The following is a 22,780-nucleotide window of genomic DNA, read 5'->3' on the forward strand; positions in this document are numbered from 1 at the left end:
CGTCAGCGCTCCGCTTTGAGCGCACCCGCGACGAGGCGATCGAGCGCGGGGACGTCGAGGAGAAAGCTGTCGTGGCCGAAGGGCGCCGACAGCTCGACGAAGCTCGCCGCCGCTCCGACGCTTTGCAGCGCCTGGACGATGCGGCGCGATTCGCTGGTCGGATAGAGCCAGTCGGTGTCGAAGCTGACGAGCGTGAAGCGCACGTCCTTGGCGCGCGCGAAGGCGCCGGCGAGCTGGCCTTCATGGGGCTCGGCGAGGTCGAAATAGTCCATCGCACGGGTGATGTAGAGATAGGCGTTGGCGTCGAAGCGGTCGGTGAAGGCGAGCCCCTGGTGCCGCAGATAGGATTCGACCTGGAAATCGGCGTCGAAACCGAAGCTCTTGATGTCGCGCGCCTGCAGGCGGCGGCCGAATTTCTCGGTCAGCCCTGCTTCGGACAAATAAGTGATGTGCGCCGCCATCCGCGCGACCGCGAGGCCCTTGGTCGGCGTGCAGAATTTGTCGTAATAATCGCCGTCCTGCCAGTCGGGATCGGCCATGATCGCCTGGCGGCCAACCTCGTGAAACGCGATATTCTGCGCCGAATGCCGCGCCGCGCTGGCGATCACGATCGCCGAGGCGAGGCGGTCGGGGTGCGCGGCGGCCCAGGCGAGCGTCTGCATTCCGCCCATCGATCCGCCGATGACGGCATGAAGCCGATCGATGCCGAGATGGTCGAGCAGCATCGCCTGCGCGCGCACCATGTCGCCGATCGTGATGACGGGGAATTTCATGCCGAGCGGCGCGCCGGTCGCGGGATCGGGCGTCGCGGGGCCGCTCGTCCCCATGCAACTGCCGAGGACATTGGCGCAGATCACGAAATAGCGATCGGTGTCGACCGGCTTGCCCGGCCCCACCATGCGCGCCCACCAGCCGGGCTTGCCCGTCGCCGGATGGTCGCTAGCGACATATTGGTCGCCGGTCAGCGCATGGCAGACAAGCACCGCGTTCGACCGCGTGGCGTCGAGCGTGCCATAGCTTTCATAGGCGATCGTCACCGATGGCAGCGTCTGTCCGCTGTCGAGCGGCAGCGGCGTGGGAATCGTCACGCTCTGGTGCCGGATCTGGTGGAGAAGGCTCGCCATCGGTAGCGCGGAGCTAAGCGCGCGCACGGAGGCTGTCAACGTGCTGGACGAGATGCTGGACTTGGGGGCCAGAGCCGCTAAACGGCGCGGCATGACCGACAGCAGCGCGACCCTCACTCCGAAGCCGTGGATCAGCGGCATCGCCCCCTATGTTCCGGGTAAATCGGCCGGTGCCGATGGTCGCCCGCTGATCAAACTCAGCGCGAACGAAAATCCGCTCGGCACCGGCGCGAAGGCTCGCGAAGCGTTTGCCGCGGCGCAGGGCGCGGCCGACGCGCTGTCGCGCTATCCCGATCCCGGCGCGGCGGTGCTGCGCGAGACGATCGCGGCGAAATACGGACTCGACCCGGCGCGCGTGATCTGCGGCAACGGGTCGGACGAACTGCTCCATCTCGCCGCGGGCACCTATGCCGGGGCGGGCGACGAGATTCTCTATGTCCGCTATGGCTTCGCGGTGTACGAGATCGCCGCGCGGCGCGTCGGCGCGACGCCGGTCGAGGCCGACGACCGCGATTATGCGACCGATGTCGATGCGCTGCTTGCCGCGGTGACCGAGAGGACGCGCGTCGTCTATCTCGCCAATCCGAACAATCCGACCGGCACTCTCGCGACCAGGGAAGAGGTGGCGCGGCTCTATGCCGGGCTGCCGAAGAATGTCCTGTTCGTGATCGACCAGGCCTATTCCGAATATCTGAGCGCGAACGAGGACGACGGCGGGCTCGAACTGGCGAAGACCCAGCCCAACGTCTTCGTCACGCGCACCTTTTCGAAGATCCACGGTCTTGCCGCCGAGCGGATCGGCTGGGGCTATGCCGCCGCCGAGGTGATTTCGGCGCTGCACCGAATCCGCTTGCCGTTCAACGTCACGCGCGCGGGACAGGCAGCGGCGGTCGCCGCCCTCGGCGATGATGATTTCGTGAACGCCAGCCGCGAGCATAATGCCAAATGGCGCGCGTGGCTCGCGCAGGAACTCGAAGCGCTCGGCAATCACGGCGTCCGCGTCGTGCCCTCGGCGACCAATTTCCTGCTTGTGTTGTTCGAGGGCAAGGTGAGCGCCGAGACGGTCTACAACCGGCTGATGGACGCGGGCTATATCGTCCGCTGGCTGCCGGGGCAGGGGATTCCGCAGGCGCTCCGCATGACGATCGGCACCGAGGACGAGACGCGCGGGCTCGCGGCGGCGATCCGCGCCGCGTTGGCTGACTGATGACGGTCGCGCACGTTACCATCGTCGGGCTCGGCCTGATCGGCTCGTCGATCGCGCGTGCGGCCCGCGAGCGGCTGCCGCAGGTGACGGTGACCGGCCACGACGCCAGTGCCGAGGTGCGCGCCGAGGCCCGCGCGCTCGGTTTCTGCGATAGTGTCGCCGACGATCCGGCGGCGGCGGTTGCGCATGCCGACCTCGTGATCCTCGCGGTGCCGGTCGGATGCATGGCCGAGGCAGCGGCGGCGCTCGCGCCGGGGCTGCGCGCCGATGCGATCATTTCCGATGTCGGTTCGTCGAAAAGCGGTGTCGCCGACGCGCTCGCCAAGGCGCTTCCCGGCCATCTCGTCATTCCCGCGCACCCTGTGGCGGGGACCGAGAACAGCGGCCCCGCCGCAGGCTTCGCGAGCCTGTTCGAAGGGCGCTGGTGCATCGTCACTCCGCCCGCGGGCGCGCCCGATGACGCCGTCGCGGCGGTCACGGGTTTCTGGCAGGCGCTCGGCGCGAAGGTCGAGACGATGGAGGCTGCGCACCACGACCGGGTGCTCGCGGTCACCAGCCATTTGCCGCACCTCATCGCCTATACGATCGTCGGCACCGCGAGCGAGCTCGAGGAGGTGACCGAGAGCGAGGTGATCAAATATTCGGCGGGCGGCTTCCGCGACTTCACCCGCATCGCCGCGAGCGATCCGGTGATGTGGCGCGACGTCTTCCTCGCCAACAAGGAGGCGGTGCTCGAAACGCTGCAGCGTTTCAACGAGGATCTGACCGTGCTCCAGCAGGCGATCCGGCGCGGCGACGGCGGCAAGCTGGAGGACTGGTTCACGCGGACGCGGGCAATCCGCCGCTCGATCATCGAGCAGGGGCAGGACGACGCAGCACCCGATTTCGGGCGGAAACATTAGACGCCACTTCAATTCCCGTTCGTGTCGAGCCCTTCGACTGCCTTGCAGGCGCTCAGGATAAACTTCGATCTTTGGTCGAAGTCGAGACATCCAGCGAGATAGCGCCACGCCGATGGGCATCTCGACTTCGCTCGATACGAACGGTTAAGGTTGGTCTGCTCCGCCCGCCAGCAACGCCTCGGGCGGATTGAGCGCATTGATCGCGCGCCACACGCGCTCCTCGGCCTCTTCGCGCGGCAGGCCGGCGGGGATCGTCTCGCCGACCCGGTAGGTGATCGTCCCCGGCCATTTGACCCAGCGCCGCGGCGGATAGGCGATGCCGCTGTTCACCGCGACCGGGATCACCGGCACGCCGAGCATCCGGTAGACGCCTGCAAAGCCCGACCGCAGCGGCGGCGCTTTTCCATGCGGAACGCGCGTACCCTCGGCGAACAGCACCAGCGGGCGGTCGGCGGCAAGCGCGGCCTTGGCGGCGTTCAGCATCGCGCGCATCGCCTTGCCGCCGCCATCGCGGTCGACCGGAATCAGGCCGTAAAAGCGTGCTGCCTGCCCCCAGACGGGGATCGAGAAAAGCTGCTCCTTGGCGAAAACCGCGGGATGTTTGAACAGCATCGGCTGCTCGATCGTTTCGAACGCGCCTTCATGCTTGAAGACATAGAGCACCGGAATGTCGGGCATCTCGCCCTCGATCATGATCCGCTGGCCCAGCACGAAGCGGCAGATCAACCGGTGGAATTGGCCCCAGATGCGCACGAACCAAATCGTCGCATGGTGTGAAATCGGCAGCGAGATGACCGCGCCGATCGAGCTGAAGCTGCTCATCAGGACGAACAGCAGCCAGAAGAGGAGCGAGCGGATGAGGGCGATGGTATAGCGCATCGGCGCGACTTCTAGAGCCCGAGCAGGCCGCCCGCCAGCCCGGCGAGATACTTGTGATATTCGCGGAACAGCGTCGCGAAGCTCGGATGGCTGCGCACCGCGTCGGGCAGGATCGTTACCTTGGCGCCGAGTGCGCGACCGAGCTCATATTGCGCGCGGCGCATGTGCCAGTCGGTGGTGATCAGGCGAATGCTCCTATAGTTGCGCCGCGCAACCCAGGCCGCGACCTCGGTCGCGTTCGAGCGCGTATCCTCGGCCTCGAATCCCAGCGCGATGCAGCAGTCGAACAGCTTTTGCGGGCGCTTATATTCGGCGGCGAGCTCCTTCGGCTTCACCTCGCGCGCGACGCCGCTGATCAGCAGGCGCTTCGCCTCGCCCTTTTCGAGCATTTCGAGCCCGCGGTCGATGCGTCCGGGACCGCCGGTCAGCACGACGATCGCGTCGGTCTTCTGCGGCGGCGCGGGCAGCGGCAGCAGCAGGGCGAACCAGGCGAAGCCCAGCACCCAAGCCAGAAACAGAAGAGAAATCAGCCGTTTGATCATAATATCTTCTGAAGCGCGGCGAGCAGGGTCTGCCGCGCGGTCAATGCCGCGAGCGCGATAGCCAATAGCGGCAGCGCCAGCAAGAGCGCCCAGCCCCAAGGCCCGAGCGACGCGGTCGCGGCGAGCCCGGCGGTGACCCCCGACCATTCCCAGCCGATCAGCAGCAGGATCGCCGCGGCGACCGCGGTGCCGAGGGCAATGCCGTAGGCGGTATCGATCGCGATCCGCCGCTGAAACAGGCGGGCGATCTGCCGGTCGGTCGCGCCGATCATGTGCAGCATCTCGATCGTCGCATAATGGGTGCCCAGCGCGGCGCGGGCGGTCATGATCACCACCGCTGCGCTCGCCGCGATCATGAGCAGGACGAGTGCGCCCGCGACCCAGGCGAGCGAGCGGATCAGCCGCGCGACGGGGCCGAGCCATTCGGCGTGCGGGATGATCCGCGCGCCCGGCGCCTCGCGCGCGACGAGCGCGCGGAGCTGGCGCATGGGCGCGGCGCGGTCCTCGCCGACGAAGTCGATGTCAACCAGCGCGGGTAGCGGTAGCGAGTTCAGGACCGGGTCGTCACCTTCTGTGCTGCCGAACCATTGGCCGAGCGTCGCACGGAGCTCGGCGGGCTCGACCGCGCGCGCCGATCGGACGAAGGGCTGCCCCGCCGCGGCGCGGCGCACCGCCGCCGCCTGCTCGGCACGGGCGACCGGGTTGGCGGTGACGATCTGCACCGTCACCCGCCCGGCGATCGCGGCGCCGATCGCGTTCGCCGAGCGTGCAAGGCCGACACCCGCGGCGGCGGCGAGCAACGTCAACAGCATCAGGATCGCGATCACCCATGGGGTCGGCCCCGACAGGCGACGGTCGGGAAGCAGGCGGCGATGCTGAACGGGGACGCGCGGTATGATCATGTCAAAATCACGATCTGTTCGGCGGATAGCGCAGCGCGCCGGTGGGATCGGACAGCCGTCCCTTTTCGAGCCGCATCATCTGCGCATTCTCGATCCGGCTGATCAGGTGGATGTCGTGGGTCGCGACGACGACGGTGGTGCCGAGGCGATTGAGCGCCTCGAACAATCCGAGCAGACGCCCTGCCATTTCGGGATCGACGTTGCCCGTCGGCTCGTCGGCGACGAGCAATTGCGGCCGCGCGATCACTGCGCGCGCGATCGCGACGCGCTGCTGCTCGCCGCCCGACAGTGTCGGCGGAAAGGCTTCCGCACGCTCGCCCAGCCCGATCCAGCTCAGCATTTCGCCGACCGGCCCCGCCAGATCTTCCTCATTCACCCCCGCGATGCGCAGCGGCAGCGCAATATTGTCGCGCGCGCTCAGATGCGGGATCAGCCGGAAATCCTGGAAAACGACGCCGATGCGGCGGCGAAAACCGGGCAGGCGATGACGCGGCATGCTCACCAGATCCTCACCGAACAGGCGGATCAGACCGCGGCTCGGCCGCTGCGCAAGATAGAGCATCTTCAAAAGCGACGTCTTACCCGCACCCGAAGCGCCGGTCAGGAAATAGAAGCTGCCGGGCTGAAGGTTGAAGCTGATGTCGCTCAAGACTTCGGCATCGGGGCCGTAACGCAGTCCGACGCCGTTGAACTCGACCATCGCGCCACCGGGACGGGGCGGCGGCGTCATGACGCCATCCGGGCGCGATCGGGCGCCTTTTGCGGGGCGCGAGGCATGGGAGCAGCGGCGCTCATGGCGTTGCCTGTTACACGGCTGTCCACCGACGTAAAGCGCGAAGCGCGACACGGTGCTTGCAACGCGCGAATCGGCGTGTTTAGAGGGGCTCCATGATCCTCGCCTGTCCGTCCTGCCATACGCGCTATGTCGTGCCCGATACCGCGATAGGTGCAACGGGGCGAACCGTGCGCTGCGCCAATTGCCGTCATAGCTGGTTCCAGGAGCCGCCCGCGCCCGCGACACCCGTTATGGCGCCCGCCGCGCCCGAGCCGACATCGGCACCCGCACCCGTGTCCGCCGCGTCGGCACCAGAGCCGGCGCCGGTTGTCGCATCGCCGGTCGAGGAGCCTGTTGCCGAACCGGCGCCCCCGCCGCCACCCGAAGCCTTTGCCGTTCCCGAACCGCAGGTGGTGGTCCCGCCCGCCGAGGACGCGCCGCTGCCCTTTCGCCGCCCGCGCCGCAACCCGGCGAAGCGCTGGACCTGGATCGCGGGCAGCGCCGCGGCGCTGATGCTTGCCGCGACCGGCGCGCTCTACTGGTTCGGCCTGCCGGGCTGGGCGCAGGGCCTCGGCATCCCCGGCATGGCTGACGAGCCCGACCTCGTCATCGAACTGCCGCCGAACCAGGATCATCGCGAACTGCCCGACGGCACCATCTATTTCGCCGCGTCGGGGGTCATCATCAACCCGACCGACCGCGAACAGCGCGTCCCGCCGATCCTCGCCGAGCTGCGCGACGCGCAGGGGACGATCGTCTATAGCTGGACGATCAAGCCGCCGGTCCGTACGCTGCCGCCCAACGAGAAGGTGAATTTCAGCGAGGCGAAGCTCGACATCCCGCGCCGCGCGACGCAGCTTACGGTGAGCTGGGCGCTACCGAAGGGCTGATATTACAAGAACTTGATGTGACGTCGCGCCGCCTGGGCGTCACATCAATTCGACGGCCGCCAGGGACAGCAGGAAGCTCGTCAGGGTGGCGACGATGATCGGCGCAAAGCTGCGCCATCCCTGATCGAGGAGCAGGTGGAGGCGTGCCTTCATCGCAGTGGCGACGATCGCCAGCAGCAGCAGCGCCTGCGCGGCGATGTTCGCGCCATGGACCGCGGACTTGGGCAGCGCGACCAGCGAATTGACCGCCGCGAGCGCCAGAAAGCCCAGGATGAACCAGGGCAAGCGCAGCGGGATGCGGCGCTTTTCGGTCGCGTCGCCGTCGGCGCGCGCCAGCCACAGGCCGACGAGCATCAGCATCGGCGCGAGCAACGCGACGCGGGTCAGCTTGACGATCGTCGCGACCTCGCCCGCCTGCGGCGAGAAGGAAAAGCCGCCGCCGATCGCCTGCGCGACGTCGTGGATCGACGCGCCGATCAGGAATCCCGCCTGCGTGTCGGACAGGTGCAGTTCGGTCGCGAGGATGGGATAGAGCGTCATCGCGAGCGCGCTTGCGACGGTGATCCCGACGAGCGTCATGGTGAAGCGCGCCTGATCGACGCGCTTGTCGCCGATCAGCGAATAGAGCGCGAGCGCGGCCGACGCGCCGCAGATCGCGGTCGCGCCGCCCGCGAGCAGCGCGGCGTGGCGGTCCTGTCGGAACAGCGATGCGCTGGCGACGGTGATCAGGATGACCGCGAGCATGATGACGATCAGCAGCGCGAAGGGCAGCGGTCCCAGTTCGGCGAGCTGTTCGGCCGTGATCCGCGCCCCGACGAGGACGATCCCGACGCGCAGCGCGGTCTGCGACATCAGGTCGAGCCCGGCGTGGGTGCGCCGGTCCTGCGACAGGAAGCTCATCGCGAGGCCGATGAGCAGCCCCATCAGCACCAGCGGCGCGGCATAATGGTCGGCGAGCCACGCCGCGGCGAGCGCCGCGATCGCGGTGACGAGCGTGCCGGGCAGATAATCGCGCCAGCGCCGCTTTGCGGGCGGCGCTGCCTCAAGGTGCATTTCACCATAAAGGTCGGCTGCCATCGGCCAGCTCTGTTCGGTCGCCATGCGATCCCTCCGCTTCATCGCCCGCTTCGCATATCCGCGCGCCGCGGTCGATAGGCCATTGCTGGCGCGCCGTTGGCTTGCTAGAGGCCGCGCTCTACCGGCACCCGTAGCTCAGCTGGATAGAGCGCTGCCCTCCGAATTGGTACCAAGGTACCCACCCTTGTGTACCCGATCGCGCGCTAACACACTATTTTCAGATGTTTTTCTCTGGATGGTTCTGCCGGCAAACCGACATGCGTATCCGAGGGTTCGCTAGGGTTTTCGTCCAGGTGATTACGTATCGCTTACGACGGAACTTCGTCGGAGTGATGTTATGCCGCGACTTACAAAACGCACTGTCGATGCTGCTGAGCCAGCGTCCAAATGCTATGTCCTTTGGGATGGGGATATCGCGGGCTTCGGCCTGCGCGTTTATCCTTCCGGGAAACGAACCTACATCATCCAGTACCGCAACGGGCGACGGTCACGCCGCTTCACCATTGGAAGCCATGGTATCTGGACTCCCGAGTCCGCCCGCAAAGAAGCGATCTCCCAGCTTGGGCGCGTCGCGCGCGGCAGCGACCCGGCCGAAGAGAAAATCATCAACTTCGAAGCCATGACCGTCGCGGAACTGATCGAACTTTACATCGATGACATGAACAAGGGGCTCATTCTGGGAAAAAGCGGTCGGCCCAAGAAATTGTCGACGATCGCCACGGATACCGGCCGGCTTCGGAACCATATTCGGCCGCTGCTGGGATCGGTGGCTGTAAAAGACCTCAAGCGATCGCTGGTCGTTCGAGCCATGCGCGACATCATGGCGGGTACAACCCGAGCGACAGTGAAAACGGACAAGCTACGCGGCAAGTCGGTTATTCGAGGAGGCCACGGCACGGCGACACGCACTATAGGTGTGTTCGGCGCGATGCTCACCTATGCTGTCGATCTTGGCATGATCGAGCATAATCCCGCCCATGGCATAAGGCGTCCGAAGGGCAATGTTCGCGATCGCCGGCTGAGCGAGGCCGAGTATCACATCCTTGGTGAGATTTTGCGAGAAGCCGAGAAGGATGCCGCGCTCCGCATCACCGTCGATATCATCCGTCAGATCGCGCTCACTGGATGCCGACGTAGCGAGATCATCAAGCTCAAATGGACCGAGTGCGATCTTGCCGGGAGTTGCCTGCGGCTCGCCGAAACCAAGGAAGGCGCCTCCGTCCGGCCGATCGGGCTTCCCGTTGTCGAATGGTTCGAGCAAGCTCGGAATAGTGCGCAAGGCCCATATGTATTCCCTGGCAGAGATCGCGAGCAGCCCTTTGGCTATTTTCAGACGCGTTGGACGCAGATCGTCAAAGACACGCCCCTCGCCGGGGTCACGCCGCATGTGCTCCGCCACAGTTTCGCGAGCATCGCGAACGACCTGGGGTTCACCGAGATCACGATTGCATCGCTGATTGGCCACGCGAAAGGCTCCGTCACCGGGCGCTATATCCATACCCTCGACACAGCGCTCGTAATGGCTGCCGATAATATCAGCGGGTATATCGCCGGCCTGCTGGATGGTGTGACGTTCAAGCAAAACCGGTACGCTATGGATCGGTCGACCCGAAAGGCTGCGCTCGCGCGATTTCTTTCGGATGCCACCGGCGATGAGGCGGGTCGGCTGGCAGCCTAAAGATGCTTATCGGCTTGTCGCTCACACTGCCCAGAGCCTGCCTTGCAACTTATCCCAGCGGTGCTCGTCCCTGCGTCCGAAGCTATCTTCAGTAGGCGGGCCGCGAGGCATCGGGCTATAGTTCTCGGAGGGATGAATGTCGCCGGATTGAAGCGGATCGGCATCCCCGATAAGTCGTGCAGCACATAAGACGAACATATGACAGACATACTGCCAACCGCCACCACTCATAGTATAAGGTGGCTGCAACGGCTACAAAACAGGGGACGCGGGCAATAGGCCCGAAGCAGGCGGCTCGCGCCTTCCACGCCGTCAGGTTCGCGAACGACAACGGGCGGCCACTGAACCTTCTTATAAGTATAAATTTCGACCTTCTCGGCATCGCGCCAGACGAGGCGACGTCCTTCTTCCAGAGGGTGTGGGCGAGGGTCAGCCGATGGTGGGCCTACCAACGTAAGAAAGAGAGGCCGTTCGGACCGTTTGACTACTATGTCGTTCATGAACATCCCGAGGGAGGGGCAAGGAACGTTCACGTATTCGTGCGTGCGCCGGATGGAGGGCGGGATGATTTTGAATCCATCGTCCGGCACCGTCTCGAGAAAATGGCCAAGCTAGATTGCCTCGGTCGAGCGATCCATTTTCTCGATGTTGAGAAAGCCGGGGGTGTTGCGAAGTACACGCTCAAGGGCATTCAACCCGCATTCGCCGATCACTTCTTCATGACGGCCAGTGATCAGGGTTTCATTCCCGGGCGCCGTATCGCAATCAGTCGAAGCATAGGTCATGCTGCGCGGGCGAGAGCGGGTTGGATTCGCAAGCGCCGTCCGAAAAGGTAGTTAGCGGTCATGCTTCTGTTTTTGGATTCCGTAGCCAACCGTCCGCACTCAAGCCAAAAGACGTGCCAGACGGTACATGCTGTCGATCTTGGCAGTATCCGGCAAAATCCTGCCTTCGCGCGCTCGCCCGCCTGTGGCAAACAGCCTCGGACAATCGGGGGTAATCCATGGCGAGACGAGGAAGCGGAACGGGCGGGCGTGGTCAGGTGATGCCGAAGCTCCGGGAGTTCGAGCCGATGAGCTGGTATCGGCATCGGCGCCCAAGCGAGTATATCGCTCATATGCTTACAGAGACCGGACGGCTCGGTTTCCAGATGCATGAGATAGAGGCCAGCGGTCGGCCTCCGAACCGCCAGACTGTTCTCTCGGACATCATCGACTGGCTGACCGATCATCCGGGCGAAAATTACGCGAATCTTCTCGACTGGAAGTCCTTTGACTTCGAACAGCTGGCTTCCCGGTTTGACCGTCAGCGTGACGCAAAGCCCCGGATCGAAATTTCCGCCGCGATTACAAAAATGGAGAATCTATCGGTTAGATGGCATCCGATGGGCTGGCATGCGGCGCCACCCAACTGGAGCGGTATCCGAGACGATTTCAACATGATCGGCCAAAAGTCGTGGTCCGCCGCCCCCGACTTCCGCTGGTTCCGCGGAGATCAGGAAATCGGCTTCAACACCCGACCGACGAACGAGCTCATGTATATTCGCGGCGTTGGCAATCTGAATCCGGAGCCGCGCGAATTTGGGCCTTATGCGACATTCAATCGCGACGTCGTCGACGGAATCCTGATCGGGGCGGTCCGCGCGGCATTTGAAAATCTGATCGAACAGCTTCGTCACAGTTTCGAGGTCGAGGTGCTCGATGAGTTCGATTTCGAGATTCGCGAGTTTGATCGGGGTGGCGACGAGTTCTCGAGCAGATTTCCCGTTCGCAGGGTAGTTGATTGGTCTCTGGAGAGCGCGTCAGTCTTAAACGAGCGGCGCACTCAGGAAGCGGCAGTGGCGCGAGAGGCGGACGCTCGCGTCGATCTGGGTCAGTTCGACGAGCGTCACGGTTGCACCCTTGCGCTGCTGGCGGACGCGCTCGCCGTCGCGGCGCGTCCAGGAAAGGGCGGAGCCGTTCCGTCGGCCGAACAAATCAACAAGGCCGCCGCTAAGGATTTGCGAGGGCGGGGCGCAACCTTAAGCGCTGGCGATGTACGCAGATTCCGCTTGTTGCTCGAAGAGTTCCAGCCTGAATCGTTGCCAGACGAATTGCGGCCTCCTCCGCCAGTCAGGCCGACTCCAGACGGCGGAAATGTGGTTTCTCTCGCCGACCGACCGCGACGTAGCGACTGATCGAGCGCGGTGCGGCATTCGGTAGGACCCCTATCGACTTGGATGTTCCGCGAGGTCTGCTTTGCGCCCGATGTAAGTCGTAACGGGCCGCAAAGCGGCTGCCCGAAACCTGCTGTTCGCAAATGTCGTAAAAGGGCAAGCCCGTTGCGAAGGCAGTAGGGACATATGGGCGGCGTCGCGTCGGTCAGCGACAATTCTGAATGCGTGCTCATTGTAATCGAGGGCAGGTGACACCACCTCTATTATATCGCCCGCTTCCATCGCGTGCCGGCGACTGAGAGACCATTGCGCTCCCGCTGAAGGAGCAAAATCATGGACCTCAACCAACTTCTCCACCACCATCAGATGGCGTTGATGGCCGTGAGTCAGGCGCGACGCGAGGGGCAGGCGACGCCAAACTTTGACCTGCCGCGCTATTATGCCAAACGGATCAACGAATATCGCGAGCGGCGCGGCTTGAGCGGCGATGCCGAGGCTATCGCCGATCTCGCGGTATCACCTGCCGACGCCGTTAAAGCGCCGGGCGATCTGGTCAGTGATGTACTGATCGCCGAATTGCTCATGGCGAAGGCCTTCGAAAAGGCGATACACCAGCATCGCGCTGCCGGCAGCGACGGAGTTGACGATCCGGTCGTCGATATTCGCGCTACCCTTCTGGCGGTCGGGCGCGACTTCTATCGCTCCCTTGGCGTGGAGGACGGCCCTCTCGCCGCCGCGATCGATGAAGCTGCGTCACGCTCGGCGTGGGAAGGCGAAGGCGGAGGCCTGCGTCCACCGGGCGACGAGGAGGATGGCATCATCCGGACCTATGTCGAGCAATTTGCGGTGGGCGACTATCGCTATTCGAACCTTGTCGACGCCAAAGCCGCCGCGCGGCGGCAGCGTGACGCGGCGAGCGGCGGTCACGGAGCGACGCCTGCATGAAACGACTGATTGCCTTCGATCTTGATGGAACGCTTGCCGAAAGCAAGCGGCCGATGGAACCCGCAATGGGTGAGGCGCTTGCCGATCTCCTCGGCGTGGCAGATGTCGCGGTGATATCTGGCGGCGACTGGCCGCAATTCGAAAAACAGGTGGCGACGCGCCTTCCCGAGCGCGCGGACCTTGCCCGGCTCTGGCTCATGCCGACAACCGGCACCAAGCTTTACACGTTCCGCTCGGCCGCGTGGCAGCTGCGCTATGCCGAAATCTTTGCCGATGCGGAGAAGCGACGCATATTCGAAGCCTTCGATGCGGCGTTACTGGCGACCGGGTTCGTTCCCGAAACGGTCTGGGGCGAACGGATCGAGGATCGCGGGAGTCAGATCACCTTTTCGGCCTTGGGTCAGGAAGCGCCGATCGATGCCAAGGAAAAGTGGGATCCCGACTTCGCCAAACGCAAGGTGATCCAGGCAGAGCTCCGCAGGCGTCTGCCAAGTCTGTCGATCAACATGGGCGGGGCGACGTCGATCGACATCACCCGCGAAGGCGTCGACAAGGCCTATGGGCTGACCCGGCTTCGCGACGAGAGTGGTATCCCGCTCGATGCGATGATGTTCATCGGCGACGCGATTTTCCCCGGCGGCAACGACTATCCCGCGAAGACGCTCGGACTCGACACGATTTGTGTGCGCGATCCGCGAGAAACGCTGGCGGTTATTTCGACCATCGTTGCCTGCCTGAAATGACCGGAGTTCGGCGCGGAGCGGGTATCCGGCGGAACAAACGCCTCGCTGATTTGTTCTATTTCCGGACGCGCCGCAGCTTTGCGCTGCACGTCCCAACACAATCAATCTGTTTGGGTGAGGCCTTCTGCCGCTTCATTTTGGAAGGTAAAAACCTGTGTACGAAGCTCCCGATCGCACGTCGTTCGACGAAGGCCTTGAGGCTTGTCAATCGCTCCGTCCCGCCGTCGCGCCGACCCTCCGGGTCGCACTGATTGGCGGCTTCCTTCCCCGGCGCTGCGGCATCGCGACCTTCACCGCCGATATATATGCATCGCTTGCGGCGGCGGCGCCGGAGATAGCCGTAGACGTCTATGCGATGGCGCCCGCGGCGACCCCGACCATATTCGACCCGGTGGTCCGTTCCGCGATTACCGAGGGTGACGCCGACAGCTTCATCGATGCGGCAAAACAGATCGAAGCGAGCTGCGCCGACATCGTCTGGCTGCAGCACGAGTTCGGCCTCTTCGGCGGGCTGGCCGGGGACATAGTGCTCGAACTCGTGGACCGGGTTTCCGCGCCGCTCATCATCACGCTTCACACGGTGCTTGCCGAGCCCGACGCCGATCAGCGCCGCGTCATGGATCGGCTGATCGCGCGCGCGACCAAGCTGGTCGTGATGTCCGAACGCTCGCGCGACCTGCTGCGCAGCGTCTATCATGCCGATGAAGATCAGATCGCCATGATCGCGCATGGCGTACCCGACCGCCCGTTCGGCCGCGCATCGCAGTTCAAGCCGCAGTTCGGATTCGCCGGCAAACAGGTCGCACTGACCTTCGGGCTCCTGTCGCCGGGCAAGGGGATCGAGGCGGTCATCGAGGCACTGCCCGCGATCGTCGAGGATCACCCCGACTTCCTCTATTGCATCGCGGGTGCCACGCATCCCAATTTGCTGGCCCAAAAAGGCGAAGCCTATCGCGAGGGGCTTCAGGCGCTCGCTGTCTCGCTTGGGGTCGATGCGCATGTCCGCTGGATCAATGCGTTCATGGACACCGACGATCTGCTCGATCTTCTCGAGGCGGCCGACATCTATGTGACGCCCTATACCGGTGCGCAGCAATCGACGTCGGGCACGCTCGCCTATGCGATGGCGCTGGGCAAGGCCGTGATCTCGACTCCTTATGTCCATGCGGTCGAGCTGCTCGCCGACGATCATGGCGTGCTGGTCCCCTTCAACGACAGCGAATCGATCGCGAACGAGATCCGGTATCTGCTCGGCGATGCCGACCGGCTGCTGACGCTGCAGCGCCGCGCCTATGATCGCAGTCGCGACATGATCTGGCCGGTGTTTGCGGAGCGAAGCTGCGCGCTGATCGCGGAAAGCCGGGTCGTGCCGAAAGCCGCGCCCATTCCCGAACGGATAGGCATCGACGGTTTCCTGCGCATTTGCGACGATACCGGCATCATCCAGCACAGCGTTCATAGCATTCCTGATCGCGCGCACGGCTATTGCGTCGACGACAATGCGCGCGCGCTGATGCTGATGCATCGGCTGGACGACGACGCGCTCGGCAGGTGCGGGCAACTGACCTCGGTCTTTGCGGCGTTCGTGCAGCATGCCTGGAATCCCGGCCGCGGCGAATTTCGCAACTTCATGGGTTTCGGACGCAATTGGCTTGAAGATGTGGGTTCCGAGGATAGCTGCGGGCGAACCCTGTGGGCTATCGGTGCGACAGCGCGCGACGCGCGTGATTCCGGTCTGCGGCAATGGGCGCACGAGCTGTTCGAGCGTACCGCGGCGTCCGCGCTGGATTTTCAGTCGCCGCGCGCGATCGCCTTTGCGATGCTCGGCGCCGACTTCGTCCTCGCGACGCATCCCGAGCATGATCTGGCGAATCGGATATTGCGCCGCGGCGCCGACCGGCTGATCGCGCTCTACGATGTCGCGGCGCGGCCGGATTGGCGATGGTTCGAGCCGGTGCTCGCCTATGACAATTGCCGCCTGCCCGAGGCCATGCTGCGCGCGGGTGTGCGGCTGGAGCGTGCGGAGGTCATCGCGTGCGGAGTCGAGACGCTGCGGTGGATTAATGACGTCCAGATGGCGCCCCAGGGTCATTATCGACCCGTTGGTTCCGACAGCTTCGGTCAATCCTATGAGCTGCCGCGACCATTCGACCAACAACCGCTGGAGATATGGGCTGCGATCGATGCCGCTTCGGCCGCCTATGACGTCACAGGAGACGATATCTGGCTGGCGCATGCGCGGCGCGCGTACGAGTGGTTTTCCGGATACAATGATCGCGGCGTGATCGTCGGCAATGTGCTGACGGGCACCAGCAAGGACGGCATAAACCCGCGCGGACTCAATTTGAATGAGGGCGCAGAATCGGTTCTCGCCTATCAGCATGCGACCTATGCCATTCGGGATTTCGTCCGCAAGGTCGGCTGAAAGGACAATCATTTGCATTTGGTCCAGCATGAACTGCGGTTGCACGCCGATCCGACGCGCGTCGTCGTGCGGCCCTTTCATCTGGCCTGGCAAGCGTCGGGCCCTGATCTCGAACGCGTGCAGCGGCTGGCGCGCGAGATCGTTGCCCTCAATCCCCGCACCGTACGGGCCGAACTTGGGGTCGTGCTGCGCGACTTTGCCGATCGACACTGGCAGATCGAAAAAGTGTTTGAGGATCGTTTTGACGAGATCGAGCCCAAGCTCGGGCTTGAAGGTCTGGCGCTCAAACGCGAAACCCGGCTGCTGATCGGCGCCTATTTCTGTCACGAATATAGCTATGCCGCGGCCGCCTTGATGAACCCCAGCGTCGTGCGCCATCCCGATCAAAGCGGGTTACAGGAAGGCAGCATCCGCATCCTGCTTTCGCTGCGGGCGGTCGGCGAGGGCCATATTTCGACGATCGCCTTTCGCGAAGGGATCATCACCCACGATCGCGAACTGACCTTGCTGCCGCAACCGGGCTTCGCCACCGCGGCCATGTTGGGCCCGCACCGCGACGACAAGCCCGACGATGTCGTCTCGCTCTATCGGCAGAAGGACAGCACTCTCTCGGGAACCGTGATTTTCCCGATCACCGAGGCACAGCGCAACGGCCTCGAGGATTTGCGGCTGCTCGAGTTCGAGCGCGACAGCGGCAAGAGCGAGTGGATCGGGACCTACACCGCCTATAGCGGCCGCGACATCCAGTCCGAATTGCTCCGCACGCGCGACTTCAGGGATTTCACGCTGACCCCGATCAAGGGCAAGGCGGGACGCAACAAGGGCATGGCGCTGTTTCCGCGCAAGATCGACGGACAATTCTGCATGATCGGTCGGCAAGATGGCAAAAACCTCTATCTGCTGCGCTCGGACGCTGTCGATCAGTGGGAGGACGGCGAATTGCTGCTGGAGCCGCGCTTTCCATGGGAACTCATCCAGATCGGCAATTGCGGTGCGCCGATCGAACTCGACGAGGGCTGGCTGGTACTGACCCACGGCGTCGGCGCGATGCGCAAATATGCGATCGGTGCGGTGCTGCTCGACAAGGCCGATCCGTCGAAAGTCATCGGCCGGACGCCCAATCCGATCCTCTCCGCCGCTGACGAGGACCGCGAAGGCTATGTCCCCAATGTCGTCTACACCTGCGGAGCGATCCGCGTCGGCGACGATATTTTCCTGCCCTATGGCGTGGCCGACAGTTCGGTCTGCTTCGCGTTCGTTGCGATCTCGGAAATTCTCGCGGCAATGGAATATCCAGGACGCCCGGCGGGTTGAGATCGCAGTGATGTTGCTGTGCTGCATCCAGTTGACGGATGTCGGCGTTCTTCAGTCATGACGTGGCGGATCGGAACGGCAGGCTGGAGTATCGCGTCGCAATATGCCGGCCGGTTTCCGGATACGGGCATGGCGCTCGAACGCTATGTGCATCACTTTTCGTGCGTCGAGATCAATTCCTCCTTTTATCGGTCGCATCGCCCCACCACCTGGACGCGGTGGGCGGAGATCGTACCCGCGGACTTTCGCTTTGCGGCGAAAGTGCCGCGCACGATCACGCATGAACGCCGCCTTCGCGATTGCGGTGATTTGATTGCGCGTTTCGTCGAGGAAACCGCAGGCCTAGGCTCGAAGCTTGGCGTCCTGCTCGTTCAGTTGCCGCCCAATCTGGCCCTTGATGTCAAAGCGGCCGAGAGCTTCTTTGCCGAGCTTGGAGCCGCAACATCCGCTCGCGTCGTTTGCGAGCCGCGCCACCCGAGCTGGTTCGAAGCCTACCCGGAGCGCTTGCTGGCAGACCTCAAAGTGGCGCGCGTCGCGGCCGATCCGGCGCGCGTTCCGGCGGCCCGGCTGCCGGGCGGCTGGCGCGGGCTGTCCTATTGGCGCCTTCACGGGTCGCCTATCATGTATCGCTCGCCTTATGGCGCGGAGCGAGTCGCCGGCTATGCGGCTCTGATCGCGCGCGAGCATAAGGGAGCGGAGCCACCCTGGTGCATTTTCGACAACACTGCCGCGATGGCGGCGATGGGTGACGCGTTTGAGCTTGTTTCGCAGGTGTCGCGCTGATGCAGACGGAACGGCGTCCGGATGCCGACACCATAGATGTTCTGATCGTGGGTGCGGGCCCTGCCGGTCTTGCGGCCGGCTTGTATCTCGCTCGCTATAGGCGCCGAGTCCGGATCGTGCACGACGGCAGTTCGCGCGCGCTCTGGGTCCCGCGCTCGCGCAACGTCCCCGGTTTTCCCGACGGAATCGTGGGAGCCGATCTCATCGCGCGGATGAGCGACCATGCGACACATTATGGCGCCGAGATTGCCGAGGGGAAAATTGTCGAAATCGCGCGGCGAGACGATGATGGCGGCTTTCGCGCAATCCTCGAAGGCGGTGCGATCATCGATGCGCGCGGGCTGATCCTCGCGACCGGCGTCGATACCAATCTTGCGCAGCTCGACAGCGGCGATCACGACAACGCGGTTCAGAACGGCGTGCTGCGCTATTGTCCGATCTGCGACGGTTTCGAACATAGCGGCGAGCGGATCGCGGTCCTGGGCTCCGATCTCCACGGCGCCGCCGAAGCGATGTTCCTGCGGCAATATTCGAGCCACGTCACGCTCATCCCGAAATGGCAGGTGGCGCTGACCGATCGGCAGCGGAGCGAACTTGAAGCGAGCGGCGTCGACGTTCTCGAAGGCCGGGTCCTGCGCCTTGATGCAACCGAGGAAGCGATGTTCGTCGCGATCGAGGGCGAAGCCGCGCCGCGCCGGTTCGACACGCTCTACCCGGCGTTCGGATCGACGCCGCGCAGCGAGCTTGCCGCCATGCTGGGGCCGCTGACCGACCCCAATGGCTGCATCCCGTTCAGCGCTTTTTCGGACGGACTGCTTCCCGGCGTTTATGCCGCGGGCGACGTCCTTGAAGGTCTCGACCAGATCAGCGTCGCGATGGGGCAGGGCGCGATGGCGGCAACGCGTCTCCACAACTGGCTCCGCGAACAGGACGGGCATGTGATGGCCGACCAGAAATAAGACGGTCTGGGTCGTGGAGCGAAACTTCGGAGTGAGCGGCGGGTTGAGAACGCATACGCCCTCCGATCCAAGGAACCGACCATGGCCAAGAAGCCCGCACCGTCCCCTGCGACCGACCACGCCCTTCGCGACCATCAGCCGGGAGAGCGCCGGATCACGCCGACCGACAGCCGGGGCAACGGCGACGAACTGCATCAGGACGTCGGAGATGGGGTTGCCGATCCGGCCGCCTATCTCACCGACAATTTCGGCCATCGCATTTCGGACAACCAGAATTCGCTGCGCGCCGGGACACGCGGCCCGACGCTGCTCGAGGACTTTGTCCTCCGCGAAAAGATCTTCCATTTCGACCATGAGCGCATCCCTGAGCGCATCGTCCACGCCCGCGGCTCAGGAGCACATGGCGTGTTCGAATGCACCAAGGCGATCCCTGGGCTGACCAAGGCTTCGATCTTCCAGAAGGAGGGTGCGACTTGCCCGGTCTTCGTCCGCTTCTCGACTGTCGCCGGCGGCGCGGGCTCAGTCGACACCCCGCGCGACGTGCGCGGCTTTGCGGTCAAACTCTACACCGACAGCGGTAATTGGGATCTCGTCGGCAACAATATCCCGGTGTTCTTCATCCAGGACGCGATGAAATTCCCCGACCTCGTTCACAGCGTGAAGATGGAGGCCGATCGCGGCTATCCGCAGGCGGCGAGCGCGCACGATACCTTCTGGGACTTCATCGGGCTGATGCCCGAGGCGATGCACATGATCATGTGGGCGATGTCCGACCGCACGATCCCGCGGAGCCTGCGCATGATCGAGGGCTTCGGCGTCCACACCTTCCGCTTCGTCAATGAAAAGGGCGAGGGCAGGTTCGTCAAATTCCACTGGAAGCCGGTGCTCGGCATCCAGTCGACGACATGGGACGAAGCGGTCAAGATCGCCGGCGCCGATCCCGATTTCCATCGCCGCGACCTGTTCGAGGCGATCGACGCGGGCGACTTCCCGGCGTGGGATCTCGGCGTGCAGGTGTTCGACGAGGCGTTCGCCAAGAAGCAGCCTTATGACGTGCTCGACGCGACGAAGCTGATCCCGGAGGAAGATATCCCGGTCGAGATCGTCGGACGCATGACGCTCAACCGCAACGTCGACAATTTCTTCGCCGAAACCGAACAGGTCGCTTTCCTGCCGTCGAACATCATCCCGGGGATCGATTTCAGCAACGATCCGCTGCTGCAAGGCCGGCTTTTTTCCTATCTCGATACGCAGAAGTCGCGGCTGGGCACGACCAATTTTCACCAGATCCCGATCAACGCGCCCAAATGTCCGTTCCACAATTTCCAGCGCGACGGGATGATGCAGACGCTCGTGCCAACGGGGCGCGCCAATTACGAACCCAACAGTCTTGCCGAAGCCGGAGAGAATGGCGGTCCGCGCGCGAGCGCCGAAACGGGCTTCTCGACCTTCACGGCCAATGACGAGCGGAACGACCCTGCGCAGAAGCTGCGCATCCGCGCCGAGCTTTTCGCCGATCATTTCAGCCAGGCGCGACTGTTCTACCTGTCGCAGACCGCGAATGAGCAGGCGCATATCTCCTCGGCGCTGGTGTTCGAATTGTCGAAGGTCACGCTCGATCATGTCCGCGCCCGCGTCGTCGGCCAGCTTCGCAACATCGATGAGGATCTCGCGACGCGTGTCGCCATGGGGCTCGCCATCGATCTGCCGGCGAAGGAAAAGGCTGCGCGGGCGCCGGTTGATCTCAAAACGTCCGACGCGCTGTCGATCCAGAAGAATGCCGACGATACGATGGAGGGCCGCAAGGTCGCGATCCTCTTTGCCGAAGGATCGGACAAGGCGGTGATCGACAAGCTGAAGGGCGACATCGAAAGCGCCGGCGGCACCGCCTTCCTCGTCGCGCCGAAGGTCGGCGGGATCAAGGTCAAGGGCGGCACGCTCAAGGCCGACGGCCAGCTCGCGGGCTCGCCCTCGGTGCTGTTCGACGCCGTGGCTTCGATCCTGACCGAAGAACAGGCCACCGTGCTTTCGGCGCAGGGTGCGGCGGTGCAGTGGTTCATGGACGCCTATGGCCATTGCAAGACGATCGCGCATGACGAGGCGACGCAGTTGCTGCTCGACAAGGCGGGGGTCGAAAAGGACGGCGGTGTCGTTGCGATCGACAAGTTCGAAAGTGTGGGCACCCGGCGTCATTGGGCACGCGAAGCCAAGGTGCGCGATCTTGCCTGATCGTCTGTCCTGGTGAGCCGCGCATCGGCGACCCATCACCGCGATCTCCGGACCGGCCAGTCGATCTGGTCGGCACGGCGACGTCCTGCGATCGCTGCGCAGCCGCTGACAAGGGACATTGCGTGCGATGCGGTCGTCGTGGGGGCCGGCGTGTCGGGCGCGCTGATCGCGGAGGCGTTGTCGGACGCGGGGCTCAAGACCGTTATCGTCGATCGCCGGGGGCCGGCAGAGGGATCGACTGCGGCGTCGACCGCGATGCTGCAATATGAGCTCGACACGCCGCTGACCTTGATGGCCGAGCGGATCGGGCGCGAAAGGGCCGAACGCATCTGGCGGCGATCGCGCCAGTCGGTCGACGCGCTACGCGAACGGACCGAGCGGCTGGGCCTTGCCGTCGATGGTGCGACGCGCGGTTCGATCTATCTTGATGGCAATGTCCTCGATGCTGATGGGCTTGCGCTCGAAGCCGACGCCCGGCGACGCGCGGGGTTCGAGGTCGAGCTGCTCAAGCCCGCCGCGGTGCAGGAGCGATATGGGATCAAGGGACGCCATGCGCTGATCGGTTTCGGCAATTATTCCGCCGATCCGCGTCGTCTCACGGCGGGTTATCTGAACGTCGCACTGGCTCGCGGCGCGCGGCTCTATTCACCCGTCGATATCTGCGACATCGCGCCAACGGACGATGGGGTTGTCTTGGTATCGGCTCGCGGGCCGAGCGTTCGCGCACGCCATGTCGTCATGGCCACAGGCTATGAGATGATGAAGGGAATCCCGCGGAAGGGAAACAAGATCATTTCAAGCTGGTCGATCGCGACCCGCCCACAACCCCGCGCCATTTGGCCGACGGCCGCAATGATCTGGGAAGCCGCCGATCCCTATCTCTACATCCGAACAACCCCGCGCGGAGAAATCATCTGCGGCGGCGAGGATGAGGAAATCGGTGACGCGGCTCTTCGCGACGCGAAGCTCCCCGACAAGGCAGCGACGCTGTCGCGAAAGCTTGCTGCCCTGTTGCCGGCAGTGGACGCGACGCCCGCGTATAGCTGGGCCGGCAGTTTCGGCGACAGCCCGGTCGGGACACCGACCATCGGCCGCATTCCCGGCATGCCGAACTGCTATGCCGCGATGGGATATGGCGGGAACGGCATTACCTTTTCAATGATGGCCGCGCAGATGCTACGCGGCCTGATTTGCGGTTATGGCGATCCCGACGCCGATCTGGTCAGCTTTCACCGCAGCTTTTGACGGCGC

Annotated in this window: 20 protein-coding genes; 13 read left to right on the top strand and 7 right to left on the bottom strand. The window is 64.2% G+C overall.

All coding sequences use genetic code 11. The annotated features are described in order from the left end of the window. Positions 1–2: 2 nt before the first annotated feature. Positions 3–1,124 (bottom strand): homoserine O-acetyltransferase MetX, encoded by a 1,122-nt coding sequence (gene metX, locus ACVENA_RS19335; RefSeq protein WP_449328971.1) that lies wholly within the window; start codon positions 1,122–1,124, stop codon positions 3–5. 91 nt (positions 1,125–1,215) lie between these two features. Here metX and hisC point away from each other — a divergent pair, with 91 nt between their 5' ends. Together hisC and ACVENA_RS19345 are read left to right on the top strand one after the other, a co-directional pair. Further along, positions 1,216–2,331: a histidinol-phosphate transaminase gene (gene hisC, locus ACVENA_RS19340; protein ID WP_449326697.1), complete on the top strand. Its 1,116-nt coding sequence runs from the start codon at positions 1,216–1,218 to the stop codon at positions 2,329–2,331. After that, positions 2,331–3,233, top strand: coding sequence for a prephenate/arogenate dehydrogenase family protein (locus tag ACVENA_RS19345; RefSeq protein ID WP_449326698.1), 903 nt, complete (start codon positions 2,331–2,333; stop codon positions 3,231–3,233). The genes hisC and ACVENA_RS19345 overlap by 1 nt, the downstream gene beginning before the upstream one ends. Before the next feature lie 144 nt (positions 3,234–3,377). Here ACVENA_RS19345 and ACVENA_RS19350 read toward each other — a convergent pair whose 3' ends face one another. Genes ACVENA_RS19350 through ftsE form a run of 4 tightly spaced genes read right to left on the bottom strand, consistent with a single transcriptional unit; the run spans position 3,378 to position 6,286 of the window. Then, a complete protein-coding gene (locus ACVENA_RS19350) occupies positions 3,378–4,112 on the bottom strand; it encodes a lysophospholipid acyltransferase family protein (RefSeq protein WP_449326699.1) in 735 nt (244 codons plus the stop codon). An 11-nt stretch (positions 4,113–4,123) separates the two neighbouring features. After that, positions 4,124–4,654, bottom strand: coding sequence for a YdcF family protein (locus ACVENA_RS19355; RefSeq protein ID WP_449326700.1), 531 nt, complete (start codon positions 4,652–4,654; stop codon positions 4,124–4,126). Continuing rightward, positions 4,651–5,556 carry a cell division protein FtsX gene (locus ACVENA_RS19360; RefSeq protein ID WP_449326701.1) on the bottom strand — a complete coding sequence of 302 codons (906 nt, stop codon included), beginning with the start codon at positions 5,554–5,556 and terminating at the stop codon, positions 4,651–4,653. The genes ACVENA_RS19355 and ACVENA_RS19360 overlap by 4 nt, the downstream gene beginning before the upstream one ends. Before the next feature lie 7 nt (positions 5,557–5,563). Further along, a complete protein-coding gene (gene ftsE / locus ACVENA_RS19365; protein WP_449326702.1) occupies positions 5,564–6,286 on the bottom strand; it encodes a cell division ATP-binding protein FtsE in 723 nt (240 codons plus the stop codon). A 158-nt stretch (positions 6,287–6,444) separates the two neighbouring features. Between ftsE and ACVENA_RS19370 the strand changes: the two genes are divergently transcribed. Next, entirely contained in the window at positions 6,445–7,221 is a 777-nt protein-coding gene (locus tag ACVENA_RS19370; RefSeq protein WP_449326703.1) for a zinc-ribbon domain-containing protein, read from the top strand. 39 nt (positions 7,222–7,260) lie between these two features. Here the strand turns inward: ACVENA_RS19370 and ACVENA_RS19375 are convergent, their stop codons facing one another. Then, positions 7,261–8,322, bottom strand: coding sequence for a YeiH family protein (locus ACVENA_RS19375; RefSeq protein WP_449326704.1), 1,062 nt, complete (start codon positions 8,320–8,322; stop codon positions 7,261–7,263). Between the two features lie 313 nt (positions 8,323–8,635). Between ACVENA_RS19375 and ACVENA_RS19380 the strand changes: the two genes are divergently transcribed. Next, positions 8,636–9,976 (top strand): tyrosine-type recombinase/integrase, encoded by a 1,341-nt coding sequence (locus ACVENA_RS19380; RefSeq protein ID WP_449326705.1) that lies wholly within the window; start codon positions 8,636–8,638, stop codon positions 9,974–9,976. Positions 9,977–10,587: 611 nt separating this feature from the next. Here ACVENA_RS19380 and ACVENA_RS19385 read toward each other — a convergent pair. Beyond that, positions 10,588–10,761, bottom strand: coding sequence for a hypothetical protein (locus ACVENA_RS19385; protein ID WP_449326706.1), 174 nt, complete (start codon positions 10,759–10,761; stop codon positions 10,588–10,590). A 257-nt stretch (positions 10,762–11,018) separates the two neighbouring features. Here ACVENA_RS19385 and ACVENA_RS19390 point away from each other — a divergent pair, with 257 nt between their 5' ends. The 9 genes from ACVENA_RS19390 to ACVENA_RS19430 all read left to right on the top strand — a co-directional run bounded on the left by ACVENA_RS19390 (position 11,019) and on the right by ACVENA_RS19430 (position 22,774). After that, a complete protein-coding gene (locus tag ACVENA_RS19390; protein ID WP_449326707.1) occupies positions 11,019–12,152 on the top strand; it encodes a hypothetical protein in 1,134 nt (377 codons plus the stop codon). A gap of 312 nt (positions 12,153–12,464) precedes the next feature. After that, positions 12,465–13,076: a hypothetical protein gene (locus ACVENA_RS19395; RefSeq protein WP_449326708.1), complete on the top strand. Its 612-nt coding sequence runs from the start codon at positions 12,465–12,467 to the stop codon at positions 13,074–13,076. Next, positions 13,073–13,819, top strand: coding sequence for an HAD-IIB family hydrolase (locus tag ACVENA_RS19400; RefSeq protein WP_449326709.1), 747 nt, complete (start codon positions 13,073–13,075; stop codon positions 13,817–13,819). The genes ACVENA_RS19395 and ACVENA_RS19400 overlap by 4 nt, the downstream gene beginning before the upstream one ends. Before the next feature lie 154 nt (positions 13,820–13,973). After that, a complete protein-coding gene (locus tag ACVENA_RS19405) occupies positions 13,974–16,244 on the top strand; it encodes a glycosyltransferase family 4 protein (protein WP_449326710.1) in 2,271 nt (756 codons plus the stop codon). A gap of 12 nt (positions 16,245–16,256) precedes the next feature. Then, a complete protein-coding gene (locus ACVENA_RS19410) occupies positions 16,257–17,558 on the top strand; it encodes a glycoside hydrolase family 130 protein (RefSeq protein WP_449326711.1) in 1,302 nt (433 codons plus the stop codon). A 129-nt stretch (positions 17,559–17,687) separates the two neighbouring features. Further along, positions 17,688–18,341, top strand: coding sequence for a DUF72 domain-containing protein (locus ACVENA_RS19415; protein WP_449326712.1), 654 nt, complete (start codon positions 17,688–17,690; stop codon positions 18,339–18,341). Beyond that, positions 18,341–19,300 carry an NAD(P)/FAD-dependent oxidoreductase gene (locus ACVENA_RS19420; protein ID WP_449326713.1) on the top strand — a complete coding sequence of 320 codons (960 nt, stop codon included), beginning with the start codon at positions 18,341–18,343 and terminating at the stop codon, positions 19,298–19,300. Before ACVENA_RS19415 ends, ACVENA_RS19420 begins: the two co-directional genes overlap by 1 nt. Before the next feature lie 81 nt (positions 19,301–19,381). After that, entirely contained in the window at positions 19,382–21,529 is a 2,148-nt protein-coding gene (locus ACVENA_RS19425; protein WP_449326714.1) for a catalase, read from the top strand. 12 nt (positions 21,530–21,541) lie between these two features. Next, on the top strand, positions 21,542–22,774 hold the full coding sequence (locus ACVENA_RS19430) for an NAD(P)/FAD-dependent oxidoreductase (RefSeq protein ID WP_449326715.1): 1,233 nt from the start codon (positions 21,542–21,544) through the stop codon (positions 22,772–22,774). The last annotated feature ends 6 nt before the right edge of the window (positions 22,775–22,780 follow it).

Source organism: Sphingopyxis sp. 550A (genome assembly GCF_053569535.1).